The organism is Sphingomonas kyungheensis, assembly GCF_037120395.1.
GTDB classification, from domain to species: Bacteria; Pseudomonadota; Alphaproteobacteria; order Sphingomonadales; family Sphingomonadaceae; genus Sphingomonas; species Sphingomonas kyungheensis.
Genome location: NZ_JBBBDM010000001.1, coordinates 789,012 through 811,889, shown reverse-complemented (window position 1 = coordinate 811,889; position 22,878 = coordinate 789,012). Strand labels below are relative to the sequence as shown.

Annotated in this window: 25 protein-coding genes; 11 read left to right on the top strand and 14 right to left on the bottom strand. The window is 68.1% G+C overall.

Going from position 1 to position 22,878, the window contains the following annotated elements; genetic code table 11:
• Positions 1–9 precede the first annotated feature (9 nt).
• From V8201_RS03870 to V8201_RS03860, 3 genes are read right to left on the bottom strand one after another with little or no spacing between them, the layout of a single operon-like run.
• Positions 10–2,460, bottom strand: coding sequence for a TonB-dependent receptor (locus tag V8201_RS03870; protein ID WP_336544512.1), 2,451 nt, complete (start codon positions 2,458–2,460; stop codon positions 10–12).
• Positions 2,461–2,513: 53 nt separating this feature from the next.
• Entirely contained in the window at positions 2,514–2,789 is a 276-nt protein-coding gene (locus V8201_RS03865; RefSeq protein ID WP_037532965.1) for a ribbon-helix-helix domain-containing protein, read from the bottom strand.
• A 43-nt stretch (positions 2,790–2,832) separates the two neighbouring features.
• Positions 2,833–3,849, bottom strand: coding sequence for a glycosyltransferase family 2 protein (locus V8201_RS03860; RefSeq protein WP_336544511.1), 1,017 nt, complete (start codon positions 3,847–3,849; stop codon positions 2,833–2,835).
• Between the two features lie 338 nt (positions 3,850–4,187).
• Between V8201_RS03860 and sppA the strand changes: the two genes are divergently transcribed.
• Complete coding sequence (sppA, locus tag V8201_RS03855; RefSeq protein ID WP_271299208.1) at positions 4,188–6,071, top strand: signal peptide peptidase SppA; 1,884 nt, start codon at positions 4,188–4,190, stop codon at positions 6,069–6,071.
• Positions 6,072–6,632 (top strand): GNAT family N-acetyltransferase, encoded by a 561-nt coding sequence (locus V8201_RS03850; RefSeq protein ID WP_037532959.1) that lies wholly within the window; start codon positions 6,072–6,074, stop codon positions 6,630–6,632.
• 10 nt (positions 6,633–6,642) lie between these two features.
• Here V8201_RS03850 and V8201_RS03845 read toward each other — a convergent pair whose 3' ends face one another.
• Positions 6,643–7,290 carry a trimeric intracellular cation channel family protein gene (locus V8201_RS03845; RefSeq protein WP_336544510.1) on the bottom strand — a complete coding sequence of 216 codons (648 nt, stop codon included), beginning with the start codon at positions 7,288–7,290 and terminating at the stop codon, positions 6,643–6,645.
• 44 nt (positions 7,291–7,334) lie between these two features.
• Positions 7,335–7,898, bottom strand: a complete 564-nt coding sequence (locus V8201_RS03840; RefSeq protein ID WP_336544509.1) for a hypothetical protein — start codon at positions 7,896–7,898, stop codon at positions 7,335–7,337.
• Between the two features lie 197 nt (positions 7,899–8,095).
• Here V8201_RS03840 and ychF point away from each other — a divergent pair, with 197 nt between their 5' ends.
• The 3 genes from ychF to V8201_RS03825 all read left to right on the top strand — a co-directional run bounded on the left by ychF (position 8,096) and on the right by V8201_RS03825 (position 11,057).
• Entirely contained in the window at positions 8,096–9,196 is a 1,101-nt protein-coding gene (gene ychF, locus V8201_RS03835; protein ID WP_336544508.1) for a redox-regulated ATPase YchF, read from the top strand.
• 87 nt (positions 9,197–9,283) lie between these two features.
• A complete protein-coding gene (locus V8201_RS03830; RefSeq protein WP_336544507.1) occupies positions 9,284–10,606 on the top strand; it encodes an alkaline phosphatase family protein in 1,323 nt (440 codons plus the stop codon).
• 4 nt (positions 10,607–10,610) lie between these two features.
• The gene (locus tag V8201_RS03825) at positions 10,611–11,057 is read left to right on the top strand and encodes a MaoC family dehydratase (protein ID WP_037533277.1); all 447 of its coding nucleotides are present in this window, start codon (positions 10,611–10,613) and stop codon (positions 11,055–11,057) included.
• 49 nt (positions 11,058–11,106) lie between these two features.
• On the opposite strand, the gene V8201_RS03820 is transcribed toward V8201_RS03825, so the two are convergent.
• The 5 genes from V8201_RS03820 to petA form a co-directional block, all read right to left on the bottom strand.
• The gene (locus V8201_RS03820) at positions 11,107–11,760 is read right to left on the bottom strand and encodes a hypothetical protein (RefSeq protein ID WP_336544506.1); all 654 of its coding nucleotides are present in this window, start codon (positions 11,758–11,760) and stop codon (positions 11,107–11,109) included.
• Between the two features lie 94 nt (positions 11,761–11,854).
• On the bottom strand, positions 11,855–12,385 hold the full coding sequence (locus V8201_RS03815) for an adenine phosphoribosyltransferase (protein ID WP_271299213.1): 531 nt from the start codon (positions 12,383–12,385) through the stop codon (positions 11,855–11,857).
• An 85-nt stretch (positions 12,386–12,470) separates the two neighbouring features.
• Positions 12,471–13,313 (bottom strand): cytochrome c1, encoded by an 843-nt coding sequence (locus V8201_RS03810; protein ID WP_271299214.1) that lies wholly within the window; start codon positions 13,311–13,313, stop codon positions 12,471–12,473.
• Positions 13,314–13,339: 26 nt separating this feature from the next.
• Positions 13,340–14,638 carry a cytochrome b gene (locus V8201_RS03805; RefSeq protein ID WP_037532949.1) on the bottom strand — a complete coding sequence of 433 codons (1,299 nt, stop codon included), beginning with the start codon at positions 14,636–14,638 and terminating at the stop codon, positions 13,340–13,342.
• A 14-nt stretch (positions 14,639–14,652) separates the two neighbouring features.
• The gene (petA, locus tag V8201_RS03800) at positions 14,653–15,219 is read right to left on the bottom strand and encodes a ubiquinol-cytochrome c reductase iron-sulfur subunit (RefSeq protein WP_081792972.1); all 567 of its coding nucleotides are present in this window, start codon (positions 15,217–15,219) and stop codon (positions 14,653–14,655) included.
• A gap of 177 nt (positions 15,220–15,396) precedes the next feature.
• Between petA and V8201_RS03795 the strand changes: the two genes are divergently transcribed.
• A complete protein-coding gene (locus V8201_RS03795; protein WP_336544505.1) occupies positions 15,397–15,864 on the top strand; it encodes a tRNA (cytidine(34)-2'-O)-methyltransferase in 468 nt (155 codons plus the stop codon).
• 141 nt (positions 15,865–16,005) lie between these two features.
• Here V8201_RS03795 and V8201_RS03790 read toward each other — a convergent pair whose 3' ends face one another.
• Complete coding sequence (locus V8201_RS03790) at positions 16,006–16,731, bottom strand: AcvB/VirJ family lysyl-phosphatidylglycerol hydrolase (protein WP_336544504.1); 726 nt, start codon at positions 16,729–16,731, stop codon at positions 16,006–16,008.
• Positions 16,732–16,805: 74 nt separating this feature from the next.
• On the opposite strand from V8201_RS03790, the gene hemF reads away from it, so the two are divergent.
• Positions 16,806–17,648 (top strand): oxygen-dependent coproporphyrinogen oxidase, encoded by an 843-nt coding sequence (hemF, locus tag V8201_RS03785; protein ID WP_336544503.1) that lies wholly within the window; start codon positions 16,806–16,808, stop codon positions 17,646–17,648.
• Positions 17,639–18,223, top strand: a complete 585-nt coding sequence (locus tag V8201_RS03780; RefSeq protein WP_336544502.1) for a GNAT family N-acetyltransferase — start codon at positions 17,639–17,641, stop codon at positions 18,221–18,223. Before hemF ends, V8201_RS03780 begins: the two co-directional genes overlap by 10 nt.
• A gap of 9 nt (positions 18,224–18,232) precedes the next feature.
• On the opposite strand, the gene V8201_RS03775 is transcribed toward V8201_RS03780, so the two are convergent.
• Positions 18,233–18,988, bottom strand: coding sequence for a hypothetical protein (locus tag V8201_RS03775; protein WP_037532942.1), 756 nt, complete (start codon positions 18,986–18,988; stop codon positions 18,233–18,235).
• On the bottom strand, positions 18,985–19,830 hold the full coding sequence (locus tag V8201_RS03770; protein WP_336544501.1) for a DUF7847 domain-containing protein: 846 nt from the start codon (positions 19,828–19,830) through the stop codon (positions 18,985–18,987). Before V8201_RS03770 ends, V8201_RS03775 begins: the two co-directional genes overlap by 4 nt.
• Positions 19,831–19,942: 112 nt before the next feature.
• Here V8201_RS03770 and lipB point away from each other — a divergent pair, with 112 nt between their 5' ends.
• The 3 genes from lipB to V8201_RS03755 all read left to right on the top strand — a co-directional run bounded on the left by lipB (position 19,943) and on the right by V8201_RS03755 (position 21,893).
• Complete coding sequence (lipB, locus tag V8201_RS03765; protein ID WP_336544500.1) at positions 19,943–20,620, top strand: lipoyl(octanoyl) transferase LipB; 678 nt, start codon at positions 19,943–19,945, stop codon at positions 20,618–20,620.
• 88 nt (positions 20,621–20,708) lie between these two features.
• Positions 20,709–20,972, top strand: a complete 264-nt coding sequence (locus tag V8201_RS03760) for a hypothetical protein (RefSeq protein WP_037532936.1) — start codon at positions 20,709–20,711, stop codon at positions 20,970–20,972.
• A 186-nt stretch (positions 20,973–21,158) separates the two neighbouring features.
• Positions 21,159–21,893: a hypothetical protein gene (locus V8201_RS03755; RefSeq protein ID WP_336544499.1), complete on the top strand. Its 735-nt coding sequence runs from the start codon at positions 21,159–21,161 to the stop codon at positions 21,891–21,893.
• A gap of 348 nt (positions 21,894–22,241) precedes the next feature.
• Here V8201_RS03755 and queE read toward each other — a convergent pair whose 3' ends face one another.
• Positions 22,242–22,874 carry a 7-carboxy-7-deazaguanine synthase gene (gene queE / locus V8201_RS03750; RefSeq protein WP_336544498.1) on the bottom strand — a complete coding sequence of 211 codons (633 nt, stop codon included), beginning with the start codon at positions 22,872–22,874 and terminating at the stop codon, positions 22,242–22,244.
• Positions 22,875–22,878: the final 4 nt, after the last annotated feature.

Genomic DNA, 22,878 nt, shown 5'->3' with positions numbered 1-22,878 from the left:
CGCGAAGCATCAGAACCGCAGCCCGAGCGTGCCGAACACCGTCCGCCCCGCCGCGACCTGCGCGAAATGCGTGGTGTAGAGCTGCGTGTAATAGACCTTGTCGGTCAGGTTCTGCGCGTTGACGCTGATGTCGACCCGATCGGTCAGCTTGACGCTGGCGCGGGCGTCGAACCGCCAATAGGCCGGCGCCTCGCGCACGACGAGCTTGGTCGCGACCAGCCGCGTCGCGCTGCGGTCGTCGGAATAGCCGGCGATCTGCCTGCCCATATAGATGGCGGTGCCGCCGAGCTCAAGCCGGTGCCACAGGCTGACGTTGCTGGTCGCGGTGAAGCTGTTGCGCGTCGTCTGCGGCATCTGCCGGCCGGTGTTGACCGAAGGGACGGCGACGGTGCCGAATACCGTCGACCCGCCGTCGATCACCTTCGGGTCGAGATGCGTATAGCCGCCGAACACCGTCCAGCCCGGAAGGATCGTGCCGGTCGCGCCGAGTTCGATGCCGCGGATGCGCGATTCGCCGATGAACTCGACGGTGTTGTTGGGACCGGTAACGCGGGCATTGTCGATCTGCGTCTGGAAGGCGGCGGCGGTGAGCAGCAGCCTCTCGCCGAGCAGCGTCGCCTTGGCGCCGATCTCGTAGGATTTGGTCTTCTGCGGCTTGAGCAGGTCGAGGATCGCCGCGGTCTGCGCCGTGGTCGGCAGCGCATTGTCCTCGCGCCCCTCGCCGAGCAGGCTGTTGGGCGGCGTCGCCGCGGTGGCGTAGCTGGCGTAGAGGCTGGTGTCGGGCGTCGGCTTGAAGACCAGGCCCGCCTGCCAGTTGAACAGTCTGTCGGTCCGCCGGAACCGCACCCCCGCGGTGCCGGGCAGCCGCGTCGTCGAGGCGAACCGATCGTAGCGCGCGCCGAGGTTGAGGATCAGCTGCGGCACGAGCGTGATCGAATCGAACGCATAGAGCGCCCGCGTATTGGCGTCGTTCTGCGTCTCGCCGGCAAGGCCGATGCGTGCGACCGGCAGAACGTTGGTCGCGGTGTCGCTGGCATAAGCGACCCAGGGGTCGTTGGGATCGGGCGAGAACAGCGTCGTGCAATAGCTCCGCGCGAGCGTGGCGGTGTTGCAGCGCGGCGTGATCGTGCTGCCCGAGGCGAGGATCGCCGTCCCCGCCGCGTTGAACAGACCCGGCGTCACATAGGTGCCGCGTCGCGCCTGCTCCCAGCTCAGCTCCGCGCCCGCAGCTACGCTGTGCGCGATGCTGCCGGTGTGGAACTGGCCGTAGAGGTCGGTCTGATTGACGATGCTCTGGGTATAGCCATAGCGCGTGTTGGTGCGGCGCCAGACGTAGCCGCCGCTGGTGCGATCGCCGCGCAGCCCGGCCGCGCCGGTCGTCGGATCGGACGCCGCGGTGCCATAGACGTTGCCCTGGCTGTCGTCGGGCATCGACATGATGTAATTCTGCTCGCTGCGGGTGAAACGCGCGGTGTTGCGCAGCGTGATCCCGCCGAAGTCGTGTTCGGCACGCAGCGTCGCCTGATGCGTGGAGCTGTCGCGGAAATCGCGGCCGGTCAGCCCGTAGAAGACCGACCGGTCGACATAGCCCGTGGTGCCGCCCGCGGTGGTGATCGTGCCCAGCGCCGGACGCGAGGCGATCGTCCCCGTCCCCGGCGCATTGCCGATCGTGTAGAGATAGGGGATGCCCGCATCGGGCAGCTCGTGGCTTTCCAGATAATAATAGCTCACCGTCAGCCGCGTTGGCGTGCCGAGCCCGAGCGACAGCGACGGTGCGACACCCCAGCGGCGCGCATAGAGCGCATCGCGACCGGCGATATCCTGATCGTGCCACAGCCCTTCGATCCGGAACGCCGCCATCGCGCCGAGCCGCAGATTGACGTCGGCGGTGACGCGCTTGAAGTCGGCATTGCCATAGCTGCCGGAGATGCTGCCGAAGTCGTCGACTTGCGGCAGCTTGGAGATGATGTTGATCGTGCCGCCTGCCGAACCGCGACCGCCGAGCGTCGAATCGGAGCCGCGGACGATCTGGATCGTCTCGGTGGCGAAGACTTCGCGGCTTTGCGCGCCGAGGTCGCGGACGCCGTCGACATAGATGCTGCCCTGCGTATCGAAGCCGCGGATGAACGGCCGGTCGCCGAGCGGATTGCCGCCCTCCGCCGCGCCGAAGGTGATGCCCGGCACGGTGCGCAGGGCATCCTGCAGGCTGACCGATCCGGTCTGCTGGATCACCTCCTTGGGAATAAGCACGATCGAGCGCGGCGTATCGAGCACCGGCGCGACCGCCTTGGGATCGTCGCTGCGCCGGAGGCGCTCGCCGGTGACGAGGATGTCGTCGTCGCGGCGCTGGTCGGGATCGCCGGCGACCGGCGTCCTGGGCAGATCGTCCGCATAGGCGGGCAAGGTATGGAACGCTCCGACACATGACAGAGCCAGAAACGAGACCGACGATTTCGACATGAAGCCCCCTTATTTTGGGAACTCGCTATTGAGAGTCGTTCGCACTGTCAACGTTAATGCGTGGCATTCTCAACATTGGCGCTGCCGGCGAAGGCGAACAGCCAGGTCCGCAACGCGCTGGCCAGATTGGGCGGATCGTTGGCGGCGATGCGCAGCACGTCGATCTCGGCGACCAGCGCCGACAGCGGCAGCGCGCGCGCCTGCGCCGCCGTCTCGAGCGCCGTCCAGAAGACGGGCTCGAGACTGATCGAGGTCGGGTGGCCGGCGATCGTCATCGATCGTTTGACGGGCCCGTCGAACCCGGACGGCGGCGGCTGGATCGGCGGCATAGCGCCTTGTCGCGCGACCGCCCGCCACCGGCAAGCCCCCGCCTCAGGCGGGCTGGCCGACCGCGGCACACAGCTGTTCGAGCAGCCGCCGCGATTCGCGCACCTCGGTCTCCAGCGTGGTCAGGCGACCGTCGAGATGATGGTCGTTGCCGGACAATTCGCGGTGCGAGGCGATCTGGATCGACTGGACCTGGCCACGGACATGCTCCGCGTTCTTCAGCAGATTGACGACGAGCCCGAGCTGGGTCGGATCGCGATCGAACAGCGCGCGCAACAGGCCGTTGCGATAGAGGATGTCATAAGTGTGATAGATCGGCTGCCATTCGGTGATGGTGTTGGCGTAATCGCCGGCATCCGCCGTGATGCGCAGGTGATAATTGGCCAGCGCGTCGGGCAGCAGCGCGATGTCGGCGATCTGCAGGCCGCGCATGATCAGATCCCAGTCGTCGAAGATCGGCAGATGCGGATTGAGGAAGCCGATATGATTGACGACGCTGCGCCGCCACAGCAGCGCGATCGGCGGAATGCGCGGCGTCCGGATGACTTCGAGGAAGTCGAGCACGGTGCCGTCATAGCCGTCGACCAACGCCTCGCGCAGTTCGACCTGACTGCCGTCGAACACCTCGCCGATCTTGTTCCATTTGGTCAGCACGCCGCCGAAACGGCGGTTCTCCGGCGCGAGCAGATGGCCGGTGCAGCGGGCCAGATAGGTCTCGTCCCAGCTATCGTCGTCGTCATGCGCCGCGACGAAGGCGGCGGTACCGAGCGTCATGCCGCGATTGGCCGCGGCGGCCATGCCGAGGCTGTCCGGATGATGCACGACGGTGACGCGGCCGGCGAGCTCGTCGGCGAAGGTGGCGACGAGCTGGTCGACCGGCGCGGGATCGCCGCCGTCGTTGATCAGGTACAGGTTCCACTGGCGATGCTGTTGATTGACGACGCTGCTCAGCGCGCGGCCGAGCAGCGCCGGACGGTTCTTGGTGCGCATGACGATGTCGACGCTGTCATCGCTGCGATCGTCGCGCAGCTTCGCCATGCTGTTGGGGAAGATATGGGTCATGGACGTGGCCGGATCCTTCGAACGGGTCTCCGTATCATAGGAACGAGAGTGCCGTTGCACGTCGCGCCCTGCACAATTGGCTGCCGGGCGGCGTCGATGGCATGGCAGGCATCAGGAGAGTGCCTCGGACGGCAAGCTTCGCTCGATCGCCTCTCACGGATCACCAAGAGGCGTGACGCGCCAGCACCGCCGCGACGCGGAACAGGGAGATCCTCCCCCGCCACTCCTTCCGCATGATAGCGGCACCCGCCGCCACTCCTGTATTGCCACGCTAATACGGACCGTTGCGTGCCGCCTCCGGCTGTTCTAGCGCTGGTCGGCAACACAAGGAGCATCGGGTGAAGCTGGTTCGGGGCGCATGGAAGCTGCTGGTGGCGATCAAGGACGGATTGGTCCTGATCGCGATGCTGTTGTTCTTCGGCCTGCTGTTCGCGGCGCTCAACGCGCGGCCGGGATCGAAGGCGATCGTGCCGGGCGCGCTGGTGCTCGACCTCAAGGGGACGATCGTCGAACAGCCGGAGGAGCAGACGCCGTTCGCCGCCTTCTCCGGCCGGGCGATGCCGCGCGAATATCGCGCGCGCGACGTGCTGCGCGCGATCGACACGGCGCGCACCGATGACCGCGTCAAGGCGCTGGTGCTCGACCTCGACAGCTTCGCCGGCGGCTATCCCGCGACGCTCAACGAGGTGGCCGAGGCGATCCGCCGCTTCCGCGACACCAAGAAGCCGGTGCTCGCTTATGCCACCGCTTATACCGACGCGGGCTATCGCCTCGCCGCCAATGCCAGCGAGATCTGGGTCAATCCGCTCGGCGGCACGATCTTCACCGGGCCGGGCGGCAACCAGCTCTACTATAAGGGGCTGATCGACAAGCTCGGCGTCACCACGCACGTCTATCGCGTCGGCAAGTTCAAGAGCTTCGTCGAACCCTATACCCGCGCCGACCAGAGCCCGGAGGCACGCGAGGCGAGCCAGCAGCTGCTCGGCGCCTTGTTCGGTCAGTGGCGCGAGGCGATCGCCAAGGCGCGGCCCAAGGCGCAGGTCGCGCAATTCCTCGCCAGCCCCGACCGGATGATCGTCGCCGCCAACGGCGATATCGCCAAGGCCAATCTGTCCGCCGGCATCGTCGATATGCTCGGCGACCGCATCGCCTTCGGCCGCCGCGTCGCCACTTTGGTCGGCAGCGATACGAACAAGCCCGTCGGCACTTTCAACACGATCAAATATGATGCCTGGGTCGGCGCCAATCCGCTCGCCAGGACCGGTGACAATATCGGCGTGGTGACGATCGCCGGCGACATCGTCGACGGCGAAGGCGGCCCCGGCAGCGCGCACGGCGACACGATCGCCAAGCTGATCCTCGACGGGCTCGCCAAGAAGAACCTCAAGGCGCTGGTCGTGCGCGTCGATTCGCCGGGCGGATCGGTGCTCGCCTCCGAGCGCATCCGCCTCGCCATCCTGGAGGCGAAGAAGAAGGGGCTGCCGGTCGTCGTGTCGATGGGCGGGCTCGCCGCATCGGGCGGCTATTGGGTGTCGACGCCGGGCGACGTGATCTTCGCCGAGCCGGGTACGATCACCGGCTCGATCGGAATCTTCGGCATCATCCCGACCTTCGAGAAGACGCTCGCCAAGATCGGCATCACCGCCGACGGGGTGAAATCGACGCCGCTGTCGGGCCAGCCCGACGTCTATGCCGGCACGACGCCGCAGCTCGACACCATCCTGCAGGCGGGGATCGAGAATGGCTATCGCCAGTTCCTCGCGCGCGTCGCCCAGTCGCGCGGCATGACGCCGCAGCGCGTCGATGCGATCGCGCAGGGCCGGGTGTGGGACGGCGGCACGGCGCGCCAGCTCCACCTCGTCGACCGTTTCGGCACCCTGCAGGACGCGGTCGGCGAGGCGGCGAAACGTGCCAAGCTCGATCCGGCCAAGGTCCATGCCGAATATCTCGAGAAGGAGCCGAGCGTCGCGGCACAGCTCGCCGCGAGCTTCGCCGATCGCGACGACGACGACGCGACCGAGCAGGCCGGCGGCGACGTCTTCGCGCGGATCGCGGCGGAGCGGCGCGGGCTGCTCGCCCAGGCGATCGGCGACGTGCGCCGGCTGGCGAGCGCCGGATCGGTCCAGGCGCGCTGCCTCGAATGCGGCGGGCTCGGGCCGAGCGACAGCGGCGCGGCGGATGCGCGGCTGCTCGACCTGATCCTCGCCCGCGTCGGGCTGTAGATGATCGCGCTGCGACCGGCGACGGGCGACGATGCCGCGGCGATCGCGGCGATCTATGCCCCGCACGTCCTCGCCGGCACCGTGTCGTTCGAGGTCGAGGCGCCCGATCCGCAAACGATGCAGGCGCGGATGGCGCGCGCCGACGGGCTCTATCCGTGGATCGTCGCGACCACCGGCGCGGATCAGGGCGGCGTGCTCGGCTATGCCTATGCCACGCGCTTCTCGGAACGCGATGCCTATCGCTGGGCGGTCGAAACGACCATCTACGTCGCCGATGTCGCGCAGCGGCAGGGCGTCGGCCGGCTGCTCTACCAGGGGCTGATCCACACGCTGCGCGCGCAGGGCTTCACCCAGGCGATCGCGCGCATCGCCCTGCCCAACAATGCCTCGATCACCTTGCACGAGCAGGTCGGTTTCCGCCGCGCCGGCGTGTTCCGCGCGATCGGGCACAAGCACGGCCAGTGGATCGACGTCGGCTATTGGCAGTGCATGCTCGCCGAGCCCGCCTCACCCCCGCTCGAACCGCGCCGCTTCACCGACATCGGCGTCCGGCGCAGCTGAGGCGCCACGCTCAACCGGCGGTGTCGCGGCCGGGATAGGCGGGCAGCGCAAGCCGGAAGCGAATCGCCACCGCGCGCAGCGTGAAGCCCGCCGCCGCCGCGATCACCGCCGCGGGCGCCGGCGCCACCCCGATCAGCCCGAGCGCGACGTACAGCGATGCGGCAAGGGCAGCGGCGGTGACGTAGAGTTCGGGCCGCATCAGGATCGACGGCTCGCCGGCCAGCACGTCGCGGATGATGCCGCCGACGCAGGCGGTCATCACCCCCATCAGCGCCGCGGGCACCGGCGGCACGCCATAGCCGACCGCCTTGGCCGCGCCATAGACCGCATAAGCGGCCAGCCCGACCGCATCGAACCAGGCGAGCGCGCCGTCCCGCCACCAGTGTTCCGGCGTCACCCACACCACCGCTGCCATCAGCAGGCAGACGGTCGCGGCGCGCGGATCGCGCACCCAGAACACCGGCGCGTCGATCAGCAGGTCGCGCACGGTGCCGCCGCCGACCCCGGTGATCAGCGCGAAAAAGGCGAGCGTCACCGCGGTCTGCCCGCGCTTGGCGGCGGCGAGCGCGCCGGAGACGGCGAACACCGCCAGCCCCGCGACGTCGAACCATGGCGCGAAGGCGGGCAGCAAAAGGTCAGGATTGGGCAAGGGCAGCATGGTGTCCGCCTAATACAGGACGGTCGCCGCCGAAAGCGCCGCGCTCAGAAGCGGCGACCGATGACGAGCTGGACGACCGGATTGACCGGGTCACCGCCAACGCGCTCGCCGCGCAGCCGCCGCGTCGAATCGGTGGCGGTATTATAGGCGCGGCCGAGCATCGCCCCGGCCTCGACGCCGACGTGCAGATGGTCGCTGACCTCGTCGCTATAGCCCATCGTCAGCGCCGGCGTACGGCGCAGCGCGACTCGGCCGCCGGGGATATTGCTCTGCCGCGGCGCGCCGACCGGCCCGCGATTGCCCTGCTCGGCCAGTCGCGTGTCATAGATGCGCGTCCCCGCCGACATATGGAAACCGCTCGTATCCGAAGGATAGAGGTCAATCATCGATCCGCCGACGCGCTCGCGCATCTTCTCGCGTGGGCCGGCGGCGGTGGCGACGGTGGTGACGCGCAGCCGTAACCGGCTGCTGAGCCGCGTATCGCGTTCCACGCCGCTGCCGAGCGCAAGCGGGTGCAGTGGCGCGGTCTGCGCGGATGTCTGCTGCCCGATGCCCTGCGCCGCCGCGGGGAGCATCGCCCCCAGCGCCACTGCCGCGATCACCCCCATGATCCGCACCTTCGCTCCCCCTCCCGCCACACGGGCGGCCTGTCCTTTCGCCACATGCTATCAAATATTCACACCAGGTACAGGTTCAATTCGGTCCCTTGCCGGGAGCGGCGACACGCTGCCGCGGCGGCGTCTGGTCAAATCCGATCCCGGACGGTAAGGCGCGCGCTTTCCCCACCATCAGAATAGAGCGCATCATGGGTTTCCGCTGCGGCATCGTCGGCCTGCCCAACGTCGGCAAGTCCACCCTCTTCAATGCTTTGACCGAGACGGCGGCGGCGCAGGCGGCCAATTATCCGTTCTGCACGATCGAACCCAACGTCGGCAACGTCGCGGTGCCCGATCCACGCCTCAACCAGCTGGCCGCGATCGCCGGATCGGCCAAGATCATCGAGACGCAGCTCGCCTTCGTCGACATCGCCGGGCTGGTGCGTGGCGCGTCCAAGGGCGAAGGGCTCGGCAACCAGTTCCTCGGCAACATCCGCGAAGTCGATGCGATCGTCCACGTGCTGCGCTGCTTCACCGACGGCGACGTCACCCACGTCGAGGGCAAGGTCGACCCGATCGCCGATGCCGAGACGGTCGAGACCGAGCTGATGCTCTCCGACCTCGAAAGCCTCGAAAAGCGCGTCCCCAACCTCGTCAAGAAGGGGCAGCAGGGCGACAAGGAGGCCAAGATCGGCGCGGCGGTGCTCGGCCAAGCGCTCGAGCTGCTGCGCGACGGCAAGCCGGCGCGGCTCACCCAGCCCAAGGACGCCGAGGAAGCGCGCGTCTTCGCCCAGGCGCAGCTGATCACCGCCAAGCCGGTGCTCTATGTCTGCAACGTCGACGAGGCCGATGCCGCCAACGGCAATGCCCTGTCCGCCAAGGTGTTCGACAAGGCCAAGGCGGAAGGGGCGGAGGCGGTGGTGGTCTCCGCCGCGATCGAGGCGGAGATCGCGACGATGCCGGTCGAGGATCGCGCCGAGTTCCTCGCCGAACTGGGTCTGCAGGAGACCGGCCTCGCCCGCGTCATCACCGCCGGTTACAAGCTGCTCGACCTGCTCACCTTCTTTACCGTCGGCCCGAAGGAAGCGCGGGCGTGGACGGTGCATGCCGGCGCCAAGGCGCCGCAGGCGGCGGGGGAGATCCATACCGATTTCGAACGCGGCTTCATCCGCGCCGAGACGATCGCCTTCGCCGATTACATCGCCTGCAAGGGCGAAGCCGGTGCGCGCGATACCGGCAAGCTGCGCCAGGAAGGCAAGGACTATGTCGTCCACGACGGCGACGTGATGCTGTTCCGCTTCAACGTCTGAGGCTTGAACGGGGTGCGCGCCGACTTGTGGCAGCACCCCTGCCCCGCGTAGAGGAGCGGCGCCCTCCACGTTCGGGATGATCCGCCTGTGAGACTGATTCCCACCGCGCTTGCCTTCGCCCTGTCGGCGCTCGCCGGCTGCGCCCTTCCCTATACGCCGCCGGCGCTGTCGCCGGTGACGCGGCCGGAACCGGCCGGCGCGACGGCCAGCCTGCCGCCGGCGCCGCTGCCGCGGATGCAGACCGCGCCGGTCACCATCCTCGTCTCGATCGACGGCTTCCGCCCCGACTATCTGGACCGCGGCGTCACGCCCAATCTGTCGGCGCTGGCGGCGAACGGGGTGAGCGCGGCGATGCGGCCCTCCTTCCCCTCGGTCACCTTCCCCAATCACTGGACGCTGGTGACGGGCAAGGTGCCCGATCATCACGGCATCGTCGGCAACCGGATGGAGGACCCCACCCGCCCCGGCGAGACCTTCACGATGGCGAGCGACGATCCCTTCTGGTGGAACGCCGCCGAGCCGATCTGGGTGACCGCCGAAAAGGCCGGCATCCGCACCGCGACGATGTTCTGGCCCGGCGCCAACGTCGGCTGGGGCGGGACGCTGCTGCCCAACAGCCACGGCACCGTCGCCAACGCGACGCGGCCCGAGGATTGGCAGCAGTTCAACCAGGCGGTGAGCGGCGCGCAGCGCGTCGATGCGGTGATCGACTGGATGCGCCGACCCGCGACGATGCGCCCGCGCTTCGTCACGCTCTATTTCGATACGGTCGACAGCGCCGGCCATGCCAATGGCCCGCAGGCGGCAGCGACGACGCAGGCGGTCGCCGCGGTCGACGTCCAGATCGGCCGGCTGGTCGAGGGGCTGCGCGCCTTGCAGCAGCCCGCCAATCTGGTGATCGTCGCCGATCACGGCATGGCGGCGACGGACAGCAGCCGGACGATCGCGCTCGACACGATCGCCGACTCCGCGGATTACCGCCTGCTGTCGGAAAGCGGCCCCTATGCGACGATCTACCCCGTCGCCGGGCATGAGGCGGCGCTCGAGGCGAGACTGCTCACACCGCGGCCGCATATGCAATGCTGGCGCAAGGCTGAGGTGCCGGCGCGCTTCCGCTACGGCACCAGCCCGCGCATCCCGCCCTATATCTGCCTGGCCGAGCCCGGCTGGCTGATCGTCAAGTCCGCCCCGACCGCCCCCTTCCATGGCGGCGCGCACGGCTATGACAATCGCGCCCCCGACATGGCGGCGCTGTTCATCGCCAACGGTCCCGCTTTTGTCGGCGGCAAGCGGTTGGCGAGTTTCGACAATACCGACGTCAATCCGCTGCTGCGCGATCTGCTCGGACTTCCGGCAGGCAGCGGCCTCGATGGCGACGACGCGCCCTTCCGCGCCGTGCTGCGGCGCTGACCGGATGCGCTATTTTGAGGACATCGCAGTCGGCGAGACCGCGCGCTTCGGCGATTATCCGGTCGAGCGCGACGAGGTGATCGCCTTTGCCGAGCGCTTCGATCCGCAGCCCTTCCATTTGTCCGACGAGGCGGCGGCACAGACGCATTTCGGCCGGCTAGCGGCGAGCGGCTGGCACACCTGCGCGATGACGATGGCGATGCTGGTCGGCCATCTCAAGGCGGACGAGCAGGCAGGGCTCGGTTCGCCGGGGATCGATGCCTTACGCTGGCTGGTGCCGGTCTATCCCGGCGACCGGTTGCGCTGCGAGACCGAAGTGATCGAGGCGCGACGCTCGACGAGCCGGCCCGAGATGGGGATCGTCAAGAGCCGGATGACGGTGTTCAATCAGGACGATGTCGCGGTGATGACCTTCGTGTCCAACGGACTGATCGCGACCCGTCACCCATAGGCTTATGGTGGCGCTGCGCCAGCAACGCCACCGCGCCGCGCAGCGCGGCTCAGCGCCGTCCGCGCCCGCCGCCGTGGAACCCGCCGCCACGCGGCCCGCCCATGCGCGCGCCGCCTCCGCCGCGATAGCCGCCCCAGGTGCGTGGCTGCCCGGTTCCGGCGGGCGCGACCGCCTGCGGCACAGCCCCCGGCGTAGCGGAGAAATTCTGGCGACCACGCCAGCCGCCACGATCGCCGCGCACCCCGTCCCCGCGCACCCCGGGACCACGGTCGCCGCGGACACCCGGGCCGCGATCGCCACGGAAGCCAGGACCGCGATCGCCGCCGAACCCATTCGGACGACTGCGGTCGAAGCCGTTCCAGTCGTTGCGGAAATTGCGATCGCCTCGCCAGCCGTTGCGGCGCTGCTCCCAATAGCGGCGCTGGCTGTCATTCCAGCGATACGGCCGGCGATACTGATCGTAGACGTAGATGCCGGTGCCGGGATAGTAATAATCGCCGTACCAGCCGAAATAGCTCGGATAGCCGCCATAGCCGTAGCCATAGCCCGGCGCATAACCGTAGCCGCCATAACCGCCGTCATAGTAACCGCCGCCGCCATAGCCGACCGCGACGCCGCTATAACCGTAACCATCGGTACAGGCGGAGGTGGCGAGCCCGGCGCCGAACAACAGGCCCACCAGGGCAAGACGCTTGAGCAACATGATGCTCTCCCAAAAGACGGGCGCGAGCTTCAGGCCGATACGCGCCAACTCGTCGCTCAACGAGGGCGTGTTATCGCAGGTTCCGGCTGAACCGTTAATGACCGGCGAAGCTAAGTAGCGAATCTACCTGTATCTTTTCGGCACGCAGGGCGTCGGCGCCGCCCAGCTCGGGCAGGTCGATGACGAACTGCGCCTGACGCAGTTCGGCGCCCGCCTTGCGCAGCAGCCGCACCGCGGCGCGCGCGGTGCCGCCGGTGGCGATCAGATCGTCGACGAGCAGCACGCGCTGTCCGGGCACCAGCGCATCCTCATGCATGACGATCCGGTCCTCGCCATATTCGAGCGCATAATCCTCGGCGATCGTCGCGCCGGGCAGCTTGCCGTCCTTGCGGATCAGCAGCACGCCGGCGTTCAGCGGTGCCGCCAGCGCCGCGGCGAAGATGAAGCCGCGCGCCTCGATCCCGGCGATCAGGTCGACCGGCCCGAGCGTCGCCGCCGCCATCCGCGCGATCGTCTGCGCGAAGCCGCCGGCATCGAGCAGCAGCGTGGTGATGTCGCGGAACTGGATGCCGGGCTTGGGAAAGTCCGGGATGGTGCGGATCAGCGCCTTGAGATCGTCGTTCATCGCCGAGCGATTGCCGCTCCCACCCGGCGGGGTCAATGCGCTTGTCGACGGGACCGGTCGCCCCCTGCGCACCGGTCCCGCCCGATCAATGTTTCACGTCGCGCCAGACGTTCTGATACGCGCCCCAGGCGAGGAAGCAGAAGATCAGCAGGAAGATGCCGGCGGCGAGCCCGGCGGCGTGACGCGCGTTGAGGTTCGGCTCGGCGGTCCAGGTCAGGAAGGCGGCAACGTCGCGCGCCATCTGGTCCTTGGTCGCCTTGGTACCGTCCGAATAGGTCACCTGCCCGTCCGAGGTCAGCGGCGGCGGCATGGCGATGTTGAGGTTGGCGAAATAGGGATTGTAATGGAGGCCCTGCGGCGTCTTGGCGCCGGGGAATTCCTTGAGAAGCGCCGCCGGCTGCGGGCGATAGCCGGTGATCAGCGCGTGGATGTAATTGGGGCCGTCCTCGCGCGCCTTGGTCATCAGCGACAGGTCGGGCGGCAGCGCGTTGTTGTTGGCGGCGCGGGCGGCGACCTCATTGGCGAAGGGCGACGGGAAATGATCCGACGGCACGTTCTTGCGCGTCGCCGCCTCGCCCGTCTCCGGATTGATCGACGGCTGTTCGATCACCCACTGGTTGGCAATCGCCTTCACCTCGGGATCGGTATAGCCGATCTTGGTCAGGTCGCGGAAGGCGACGTACTTCAGGCTGTGGCAGGCCGAGCAGACCTCCTTGTAGACCTGAAAGCCGCGCTGCAGCTGGCGATTGTCGAACTTCCCGAAAAAGCCGTTCGACGGCAGGTGGATATTCTCCGGATGGAGGTGGAAGACGTGTTCGGCGGACTCCGCGGCCGGATCCTGGATCGCGGTCTTGGCGGTGCCGAACAGCGCGATCGCCAGCACGAAGACGAAGGCGGCACCGATCAGCGAGGCAATGATGCGAGGCATGATGTTCTGTTGTCCCCCAGGTCGGTTCAGGCGTGCGCCGCGGTTGCGACCGCTGACTTCGCCGGGCTGGTGCCGCCATGTTTCGCAAGCACGGCTTCGGTGATCGAATTGGGCAGCGGGCGCGGCCGTTCCGAACGGGCGACCCACGGCAGGATGATCAGGAAGTGCGCGAAATAATAGGCCGAGGCGAGCTGGCCGAGGATGACGTTGCGCGCATTCGCCTCCGCCCCGCCGACATAGCCGAGCACGAGCACGTCGAACAGCAGGATGCCGAGGAACATGCGGTATTTCGGCCGGAAGTTGGCCGAGCGCACCGGCGAGCTGTCGAGCCACGGCAGGAAGAACAGCAGCAGGATCGAACCGAACATCGCGAGCACGCCCCACAGCTTCGCCGGCAGGATGAAGTCGGCGGTGAAGCTCTTGAGGATCGCGTAGAACGGCAGGAAATACCATTCGGGGACGATATGCGCCGGCGTCGAGAGCGGGTTCGCCTCGATGTAATTGTCCGGGTGGCCGAGCAGGTTCGGGCTGAAGAAGATCAGCGCCGCGAACACCAGCAGGAACACGCCGAGGCCGACCGCATCCTTGGCGGTGTAATAGGGGTGGAAGGGCACGGTATCCTGCTCGCCCTTGACCTCGACCCCGGTCGGGTTGTTCGAGCCCGGGATGTGCAGCGCCCAGATGTGCAGGATGATGACGCCCGCGGTGACGAACGGCAGCAGGTAATGGAGCGAGAAGAAGCGGTTGAGCGCGGCGTTATCCGGCGCGAAGCCGCCGAGCAGCCAGATGCGGATGGTATCGCCGACGAGCGGTATCGCCGAGAAGAAGCCGGTGATGACCTGCGCCCCCCAGAAGCTCATCTGACCCCAGGGCAGCACATAGCCCATGAAGGCGGTCGCCATCATCAGCAGGAAGATGACGACGCCGAGCAGCCACACCATCTCGCGCGGCGCCTTGTACGAGCCGTAATAGAGGCCGCGACCGATATGGATGTAGACGACGAGCAGGAACATCGACGCGCCGTTGGCGTGCGCATAGCGCAGGAACCAGCCGGCGTTGACGTCGCGCATGATGCTTTCGACCGAACCGAAGGCGACCCCGGCATTGGCGGCATAATGCATCGCCAACACGACGCCGGTGATGATCTGGATCGCCAGCGCGGCGCCGGCGAGCACGCCGAAATTCCAGAAGTAATTGAGGTTGCGCGGCACAGGATAGCCCGCGCCGACGGCATTGTAGACGAGGCGCGGCAGCGGCAGCTTCTCGTCCAGCCAGCGCATCAGCGGCTGCTTCGGTTCGTAATGTTTGGCCCAGGGAAAGCTCATGATCCGGATCTCCCTCAGCCGACCGTGACGGCGGTGTCGGAATTGAACGTATAGTCGGGGACGAAGAGGTTCTTCGGCGCCGGTCCCTGGCGGATGCGCGCCGCGGTGTCATAGGCAGAGCCGTGACACGGGCAGAAATAGCCGCCGAACGGCCCCTTGTTCTCGCCCTCGCCCGCACCGAGCGGCACGCAGCCGAGATGGGTGCACACGCCGAGCGTGATCAGCCAGTTTTCCTTGCCGGGCTTGGTCCGTTCGGCAAGCGTCTGCGGATCGCGCAGGCTGGCGACGTCGACCTTGTTCGCCTCGGCGATCTCGGCGGGGGTGAGATTGCGGACGAACAGCGGCTGTTTGCGGAATTGCGACTTGATCGCCTGTCCCGGCGCGATCTTCGACAGATCGACCTCGGTGGTCGACTGGGCGAGTACGTCGGCCGAGGGGTTCATCTGGTTGATCAGTGGCAGCACGATTGCCAGCGCACCGACTCCGGCGAAGGACACGGCGGCGATATTGATGAAATCGCGACGGCGGGGATCGTGGACTTCCTCGTGGAACGGTTCCGGTGATTCACCGGGTGGTACCATGCTGTCAGTCGCCATTCGTCTCTGCCCTCGTCTCTCTCGTTATTGCGGAGGAACCGGTCATGCCGCGCCACCGAACCCCGCCGTCCCCACGGCGAGCCACAGGACTGATAGACGGCGGGCCGGCGCTTTGCCAACAGCATTTTGACCTCGGTGGGCGCGCCGCTAAGGAAGCCGGCCATGACCCCGCCGCTCCGCATCGCCCTCTATCAGCCCGACATCGCCGGCAACGTCGGCGCGGTGATGCGCACCTGCGCCTGTTTCGGCATCGGCCTCGATCTGATCGAACCGATGGGCTTCCAATGGGATGACAAGCGCGTCGCGCGCGCGGCGATGGACTATATCGATCACGTCGCGATCACCCGCCATGCCGACTGGAGCGCGTTCCTCGCCGCCTTGCGCGGGCGGCTGGTGCTGTCGACGACGCGGGGCGCGACTCCCCTGCCCGCCTTTGCCTTCGCGCCAGGCGACGTGCTGCTGTTCGGCCGCGAGAGCGCCGGCGTCCCCGACGAGGTGCACGCCCGCGCCGACGCGCGCGTCGTCATCCCGATGGCGCCGCCGCTGCGCTCGCTCAACCTGTCGGTCTCCGCCGGGATCGTCGCGGCGGAGGCGTTGCGGCAATTGGGCGGGTTCCCCCAAAATGTGTAGAGCGCGATAAAACGCGAAGACGCCAAGAGGATGCGGGCATTGCGGGCCCGTACGGCAGACGCGGCCCGCTCTTGCCCTGCGGGATCCGAAGGGCTGCGCCGGCCTGGACGATGTTCGCGTGTGCGCGCCTTCGCGTGAGCATCATCCGCCGACCGCCCGCACCGCCGCGAGCACATGGGCGAGCAACGCGGCTTCGTCATGGTGGATGTTATGGCCGCCGGGCATGCCGATGACATGCGCGCCGGGCACGCGCAGCAGCGGGCAGAGGCTGTCGTCTTCCTCGACGCCATAGATGCAGGTAAGCGGCGCCCAGGTCAGCGTGTCGGCAGTGGCGACGGCGCGGCTGTCGGGATGGTCGCCATAGGACCAGCCCGTCGGGTCGGCGCGGAAATAGACCGAATCGCCGGGCAGGACGAGGATGATCGCCGCGACCTTCGCGCGCAGGTCGGCGGGAAGGTGCGCCAGCCCGGTCTGGACGATATCGGCGCCATAGGACTGTCCCATCACCACGACGCGCGACGCGCCGGTGCGCGCGAGCGCTGTGCGGATCGTTCCGGCGACGATGCGGTCGACATCGGCGGCGCTGCGGTGCCGGCGGAACAGCACCGGCGTCGCGATGCCGACCACCGGGATATGCGCTGCGGTCAGCCCGTGCGAGGTCGAGGCGCCGAGCAGGAAGCGCAGCCCCATGTCGCCCGAGACGTTGACCACCGCGACCCGCCCCGCCGCGGGCGGTCGTGCGGCATAGACATGGACCGGGTCGACGTCGAAATAGCCCGCCGCCCAGACGAACGCGCAGACGAAGGCGGAACTGACCGCGGTGACGCGCAGCCCGCGCAGCAGCGATCGGCGGGTGACGCGACTCATCACCGCCGCTTGCCAGCCCGGCGCGCGGATGACCAGCGCTCGACTTCCGACGAGGCTCTTGCCACAAGCCCGCCATGCTGACCCTCGACGCCGAACAGACCGCCGCCCGCACCTGGTTCGAATCACTGCGCACGCGCATCTGCACCGAATTCGAGGCGATCGAGCGCGAGGCCGGGTCCGACGCGCGATTCGACTACCTCCCCTGGGACCGCACCGACCCCTCGGGTGCGCCGGGCGGCGGCGGGGTGCGCGGGCTGATGAAGGGCAAGGTGTTCGAGAAGGTCGGCGTCAACGTCTCCACCGTCGGCGGGCTGCTCGACGGCGAGTTCGGCAAGTCGATCCACGGTGCCGGCGACGATCCGCGCTTCTTCGCCACCGGGATCAGCCTCGTCGCGCATATGGCCAATCCGCGCGTGCCCGCCGTGCATATGAACACCCGCTTCCTCGTCACCACCAAACGCTGGTTCGGCGGCGGCGCCGATCTCAACCCGCCGCTGCCGGTCGCCGAGGACACCGCCGATTTCCACGCGACGCTCAAGGCGGCCTGCGATGCCTTCGACCCGGCGTATCACCCCCGCTTCAAGGCGTGGGCGGACGATTATTTCTACATCCCGCATCGCAAGGTGCATCGCGGCGTCGGCGGCATCTTCTACGATCATCTCGAAGGCGACTTCGCGCCGAACTTCGCCTTCACCCGCGCGGTCGGCGAGGCGTTCCTCGACACCTATCCGCGCATCGTCCGGCGGCGGATGAACGATCCGTTCGACGCCGCCGATCTGGCGACGCAGCGGGCGTGGCGCGGGCGCTATGCCGAATTCAACCTCGTCTACGATCGCGGCACATTGTTCGGGCTCAAGACCGGCGGCAATATCGATGCGATCCTGATGAGCCTGCCGCCGGTCGCGACATGGGATTGATCGCGGTCGCCCCCGACCTGCTGGCGACGATCGTCACCACGCTGGAGATGACGCGGCGGCCGCCGTTGCGCCCGCTGCCCGCCTCTCCGCTGCGGCTGGTGCGCTGGGCCGAGCCGCAGCCCGACCGCTATCGCACGCTGTTCCGCCGTGTCGGGGGCCCGTGGCTATGGTATTCGCGGCTGGCGATGGACGATGCGACGCTTACCGCGATCATCCATGATCCGCAGGTGCAGGTCCATGCGGTCGTCGACCGCGCCGGGATCGAGATCGGCCTGCTCGAGCTCGACTTCCGCCACGCCGGCGCCTGTGAGCTCTCCTATTTCGGGCTGGTGCCCGAGCTTGCCGGCCAGGGCCATGGCCGCTGGCTGATGGCGGAGGCGATCGCGCGCGCCTGGCTGCCCGGCGTGACACGCCTGTGGGTGCATACCTGCACGCTCGATCACCCGTCGGCGCTCAATTTCTATCGCGCGCAGGGGTTCACCGCGGTCAAGCGGACGATCGAGACCTTCGCCGATCCGCGGGCGATCGGCCTGCTGCCGGTCGAGGCCGGCGCGCACGTACCGTATCTGGCCTAGTCGCCGCGCCTAGGACGGAGTTTGGGCGCGGACGATGCGCCGATAGGCCGCCACCGCGAGCAGACCGCCGGCGAGCTGGGTGCAGGTCGCCACTCCCGCGGCACAGGCTTCGGCGAGCGCGACGCCGAGGGGATTACCGCCGCCGTCGCCGCGCAGATAGTGCGACAGCAGCATGAACGGCTGACCGGCGAGGATCGCGGCGAGATAGACGGTGACCACCGCGCCGAGCAGCCCCAGCTGGCCGCGGCGGGTACGCCGCCACGACCCGCCGACCGCCTGCATCGCGCCGAGCTGCGGCTCGGCGAACAGCATCGGCCCGGCGAGCATGAAGCGGCTCATCAGCCACAGGCCCGGCAGCAGCAGTACGTACATTCCCGCCCCCGCCGGAATCGACACCACCACCATCGCGAGGATGAAGCGCGGGAACCGCCGCGCCGCGCGTTGCAGCGCCGTGGCGAGAGTCGGCCGCTCCGCATCGAGCAGCAGGCAGAAGATCACCGCCAGCCCGAGATAGGTGATGGCATAGGCGCCGACCGAGCCGAGCCCGTAATCGCCGACCCAGCCGTCGAGCGCGGTCATCCACGCCTGCGCACGCGCCTGCGTGTCGACGATCGTCTCGTCCGGGGTGGGCAGCGGAGCGGTGAGCAGCAGCAGCGCATAGGTCGGCACGAAGAAGAACAGGCCGGCGATGCGCAGCAACAGATCGGCGTCGCGCCGGAAGATCGCCCAGGCATCGCTCAGCAGGGCGGCAAGGGTCAGTCTCATACGTCGGTCCAGGTCCGTGCGGCCTTGTCGCGCAACAGCTGTTCACGGGCGACCAGCGCGACGTAAAGCTGCGCCGAAAAGACGATCGCCATCAAGGTCAGGGCGGTGGACACCCCCTGCGCGATGCTCGCCGACAGGAAGCCGACCGTCGCCGCCGAATCGGCGCCGAGCGCCAGCCGCAGGACAAGCCCGCTGACCGACTGCGCCGCCATCGTCGCGACGAGCAGCACGATCAGGAACAGCAGCACCGCGCCGATCAGTCGCCACGTATGCCGCCGCGTCAGCCGCCAGCTGCGCGCGATCGCGCCCAACCCGAGCCGTTCGTGCAGGACGACGGCATAGAGCGGCAGGAATCGCACCGCGACGAACAGCACCACGATCAGCATGACCACGGTGTACAGCCCGCCCGCCCCCGCCGCGCCCGGCGACGACATCACCGGCGTCGCCCGATCCCCCAGATGGGTCACGTCGATCCCGGCATAGGAGAACAGGAGGGCCGCCGGCAGGAACAGCAACGAGAAAGCGAGCGCCAGTACGAGCGCGACGAGCAGCGCCGGGCCGAACCGCACGCGCGCCAGCCGCCCCGCGGCGGGCCGGTCGAGGGCGGGATCGGAGGCGGCGGCGGTGATGACCAATTGTCCCCACAACGCCGCGACGGTCACCAGGATCTGTATCACCACGGCGATCACGACCTTGGCGGTGCTTGGCGCGGCATAGGCCGTGTAGGCGGCGGCGATCACCTGCGGCACGAACAGCGTCAGCGCCGCGACGCCGGCGAGCATGCCGCCGCGCCCGTCGAGCACCGCGACGCTGCGGTCCCACACATTGCCCATCTTGACCATCGGCACCCCCTTATGACGGCGTTTGCGACCGGTTACCGCAGCCGCGCCGACTTGGCCACTCGCCAACGCGTGGAACTTGCCAGCGCCGGGCGACCGGTTCACAGCGCGGGCGATGGATGATCTCGATGGCATCGAATGGCGCGTGGCGCCGGGGCTCACGCCCTATGACGAAGCCCTCGCCGCGATGCAGGCCCGCAGCGAGGCGGTGCAGGCGGGCGAGGCGCGCGAGCTGATCTGGCTGCTCGAACATCCGCCGATCTACACCGCCGGCACCAGCGCGGTCGCCAGCGATCTGATCGACCCGCGCTTCCCGGTGGTGACGACCGGGCGCGGCGGTAAATATACCTATCACGGCCCCGGCCAGCGGATCGTCTATCTGGTGCTCGACCTCAACCGGCGCGGGCGCGACGTGCGCTGTTTCGTCCATGCGGTCGAGGGCTGGGTGATCGCGGCATTGGGGCAGCTCGGCGTCGCTGCGTTCCGCGCAGAGGGGCGCGTCGGCATCTGGACGCGGGACGGCGGCAGCGAGGCGAAGATCGGCGCGATCGGCGTGCGCGTCCGCCGGTGGATCACGATGCATGGCCTGGCGGTCAACGTATCGCCCGATCTCAGCCACTTCGGCGGGATCGTCCCGTGCGGCCTGCCCGAATATCCGGTGACCAGCCTCGCCGCGCTCGGCCGCGATGCGGGGCTGGAAACCTTCGACGCAGCCCTTGCGTTGAGCGCTCCGGCGTTCCTCAAGTCCCTCTCTTGTCCGACAGAAACGAGCGGGAAAGAAAACGAGGCTTGAGGGCCGGGCATTATGCGATTAATGTCCACTGCGATTTGGGTATTAAAGGGCCAGCAAGCCGTCCAAATCCTATTCTAGGGAGCTTCCAATGCGTGCACTCATCTCCAAGGTCCTGACCGGCTCGCTGATCGCCGGCGCCGCTCTCGCGGTTTCGGCGTGTGGCCCGAAGACCGAGACGACCACCGACAACACGATGGTCACCGACATGAACACCACCGACGACATGGGCACCATGAGCGACAACATGACCGCCGTTGACGGTGCGTCGAACGGTGGCATGATGGCCAACGACACGATGATGTCGAACGACACCATGATGTCGAACGACACCATGACCACGAACGCGATGTAATCTCCCCTTCGGGATATTACGTACGTGAAACGGCCGTCCGGGCAACCGGGCGGCTTTTTCTTTGGCTTCGGCGCCGGAGCGCAGTTCATCGGATTTTATGCTGTCCGCCTTCGATCGGGGATTGGGTCTTCGCCCAAAAGCGTCTAGAATCGCGACACATTACCCCCTCGGTGAGGATGACGAGAGATGAATGTGTTGCGTATCGCGCTGGCGCTTGGCGGCGCCGCGGTCGGTTTGGTGGCGGCCGCGCCCGCCTCGGCCCAATTCTTCTTGCGCTCACACGATTTCCGCGGCGAAACCGTCAAGGGTCATGAGGACGGGCTCGGCCAGGTGCTGCCCGGCGCGACCGAGGCCGAACTGCGCGCCGCCATGGCTTGGAACGTCCGCGCCGGGCTCAACGTCGCCGCCCTGCAATGCCAGTTCGAGCCGACGCTGCTCACCGTGCCCAACTACAATGCGGTGCTCAAGGACCACGAGGCCGAGCTCAAGACCTCGTTCGACACGCTCACCAAATATTTCACGCGGATCAACAAGACGCCCAAGGCCGGCCAGGCCGCGCTCGACCAGTTCGGCACGCGCACCTATTCGGGCTATGCCACGGTCGCCGCGCAATACGGCTTCTGCCAGACGGCGAGCGCGATCGGCCGCGACGCGACCTTCGTGCCGCGCGGCAGCTTCGGCGACTTCGCGATGGATCACGTCCGCGAGCTGCGCAACAGCCTGACCCCCTATGGCGAGCAGCAGTTCACGCGCTACCTGGGCCGCGATTATGCCTCGCAGCCGCGGCTGGATGCGATCTGCTGGAACAAGAAGGGCGAGTGGGTCACCAAGAAGTGCGGCGCGTTCAACTGGCCGCCCGCCGCGCCGGCGACCGCGACCGCCGCTGCCGATGTATCGGCGACGCAGACCGCGCAGCGGTGATCGACGGGCGCCGCGGGGGTTTCTTCGCGGCGCCGGTTGACTGTCGTGCACCGCTCCGGCGCAGGCTTCGGGGCGGTCACCGAACCTAGACCGGGATCGAGCGCAGCGGGCGATCGAATATTACGTGTGACAGCGGTTTAGCCGGGCCACTGAATTGCCGCCCGTGCGACACCCCGAACGTCCCGGCCTCGTGCATCACGCGCCGCCACCCCGGGCTTGGTCCGGGGTCCACCGTGCCACGAAATGATCGGCTGAAACTCCTGCGGAACCGTCGATGCCGGAACGGGCCCGGCGTGGAGGGTGTTTTGCAGAGGTCTCGCCCCTAAGTGGGCACCAGCCCCGCTCGGCCTAGCGCAGCCCCAGAAGCTTGTGCGTCTGGAGCGACAGCCGCCACTGCGGCCGCGCCATCACCACGGCGATCGCCGCTTCGATATTCGCCGCCCCGCGCGCATCGTCCATCGGCTGCAACAGGCGGTGGGTGAAATCCCAGGCCTCGATCGCGTCGATGTCGCTGCCGGGCTGCGGCCAGACCAGCTTGAGCTCGTCGCCCGAGCGCTGCACGACGTGACTGCCCGCCTTGGGGCTGACGCAGACCCAGTCGATCCCGGGGTGCACGGCCAGCGTACCGTTGGTCTCGATCGCGATGCGGAAGCCCGCGGCATGGAGCGCCTCGACCAGCGCATCGTCGACCTGCAACATCGGCTCGCCGCCGGTCAGTACGACGAAACGGTCGCCCTGCCCCGCGCCCCAAAAGCCGATCACCGCCGCGACGAGCGCATCGGCATCGGCGAACTTGCCGCCGCCGAGCCCGTCGACGCCGACGAAATCGGTATCGCAGAAGCGGCAGACCGCGCTCGCCCGGTCCTGCTCGCGTCCGCTCCACAGGTTGCAACCGGCAAAGCGCACGAACACCGCGCGCCGCCCGGCGTTGACGCCCTCGCCCTGCAGGGTGAGGAACATTTCCTTGACCGCATAGGACATCGGA

Bases quoted from the DNA above. Each gene is read 5' to 3' on its own strand.
- V8201_RS03870 (WP_336544512.1), bottom strand. From the start codon at position 2,460: ATGTCGAAATCGTCGGTCTCGTTTCTGGCTCTGTCATGTGTCGGAGCG.
- V8201_RS03865 (WP_037532965.1), bottom strand. From the start codon at position 2,789: ATGCCGCCGATCCAGCCGCCGCCGTCCGGGTTCGACGGGCCCGTCAAA.
- V8201_RS03860 (WP_336544511.1), bottom strand. From the start codon at position 3,849: ATGACCCATATCTTCCCCAACAGCATGGCGAAGCTGCGCGACGATCGC.
- V8201_RS03850 (WP_037532959.1), top strand. From the start codon at position 6,072: ATGATCGCGCTGCGACCGGCGACGGGCGACGATGCCGCGGCGATCGCG.
- V8201_RS03845 (WP_336544510.1), bottom strand. From the start codon at position 7,290: ATGCTGCCCTTGCCCAATCCTGACCTTTTGCTGCCCGCCTTCGCGCCA.
- V8201_RS03840 (WP_336544509.1), bottom strand. From the start codon at position 7,898: ATGGGGGTGATCGCGGCAGTGGCGCTGGGGGCGATGCTCCCCGCGGCG.
- ychF (WP_336544508.1), top strand. From the start codon at position 8,096: ATGGGTTTCCGCTGCGGCATCGTCGGCCTGCCCAACGTCGGCAAGTCC.
- V8201_RS03825 (WP_037533277.1), top strand. From the start codon at position 10,611: ATGCGCTATTTTGAGGACATCGCAGTCGGCGAGACCGCGCGCTTCGGC.
- V8201_RS03820 (WP_336544506.1), bottom strand. From the start codon at position 11,760: ATGTTGCTCAAGCGTCTTGCCCTGGTGGGCCTGTTGTTCGGCGCCGGG.
- V8201_RS03815 (WP_271299213.1), bottom strand. From the start codon at position 12,385: ATGAACGACGATCTCAAGGCGCTGATCCGCACCATCCCGGACTTTCCC.
- V8201_RS03810 (WP_271299214.1), bottom strand. From the start codon at position 13,313: ATGCCTCGCATCATTGCCTCGCTGATCGGTGCCGCCTTCGTCTTCGTG.
- V8201_RS03805 (WP_037532949.1), bottom strand. From the start codon at position 14,638: ATGAGCTTTCCCTGGGCCAAACATTACGAACCGAAGCAGCCGCTGATG.
- petA (WP_081792972.1), bottom strand. From the start codon at position 15,219: ATGGTACCACCCGGTGAATCACCGGAACCGTTCCACGAGGAAGTCCAC.
- V8201_RS03795 (WP_336544505.1), top strand. From the start codon at position 15,397: ATGACCCCGCCGCTCCGCATCGCCCTCTATCAGCCCGACATCGCCGGC.
- V8201_RS03790 (WP_336544504.1), bottom strand. From the start codon at position 16,731: ATGAGTCGCGTCACCCGCCGATCGCTGCTGCGCGGGCTGCGCGTCACC.
- hemF (WP_336544503.1), top strand. From the start codon at position 16,806: ATGCTGACCCTCGACGCCGAACAGACCGCCGCCCGCACCTGGTTCGAA.
- V8201_RS03780 (WP_336544502.1), top strand. From the start codon at position 17,639: ATGGGATTGATCGCGGTCGCCCCCGACCTGCTGGCGACGATCGTCACC.
- V8201_RS03775 (WP_037532942.1), bottom strand. From the start codon at position 18,988: ATGAGACTGACCCTTGCCGCCCTGCTGAGCGATGCCTGGGCGATCTTC.
- V8201_RS03770 (WP_336544501.1), bottom strand. From the start codon at position 19,830: ATGGTCAAGATGGGCAATGTGTGGGACCGCAGCGTCGCGGTGCTCGAC.
- lipB (WP_336544500.1), top strand. From the start codon at position 19,943: ATGGATGATCTCGATGGCATCGAATGGCGCGTGGCGCCGGGGCTCACG.
- V8201_RS03760 (WP_037532936.1), top strand. From the start codon at position 20,709: ATGCGTGCACTCATCTCCAAGGTCCTGACCGGCTCGCTGATCGCCGGC.
- V8201_RS03755 (WP_336544499.1), top strand. From the start codon at position 21,159: ATGAATGTGTTGCGTATCGCGCTGGCGCTTGGCGGCGCCGCGGTCGGT.
- queE (WP_336544498.1), bottom strand. From the start codon at position 22,874: ATGTCCTATGCGGTCAAGGAAATGTTCCTCACCCTGCAGGGCGAGGGC.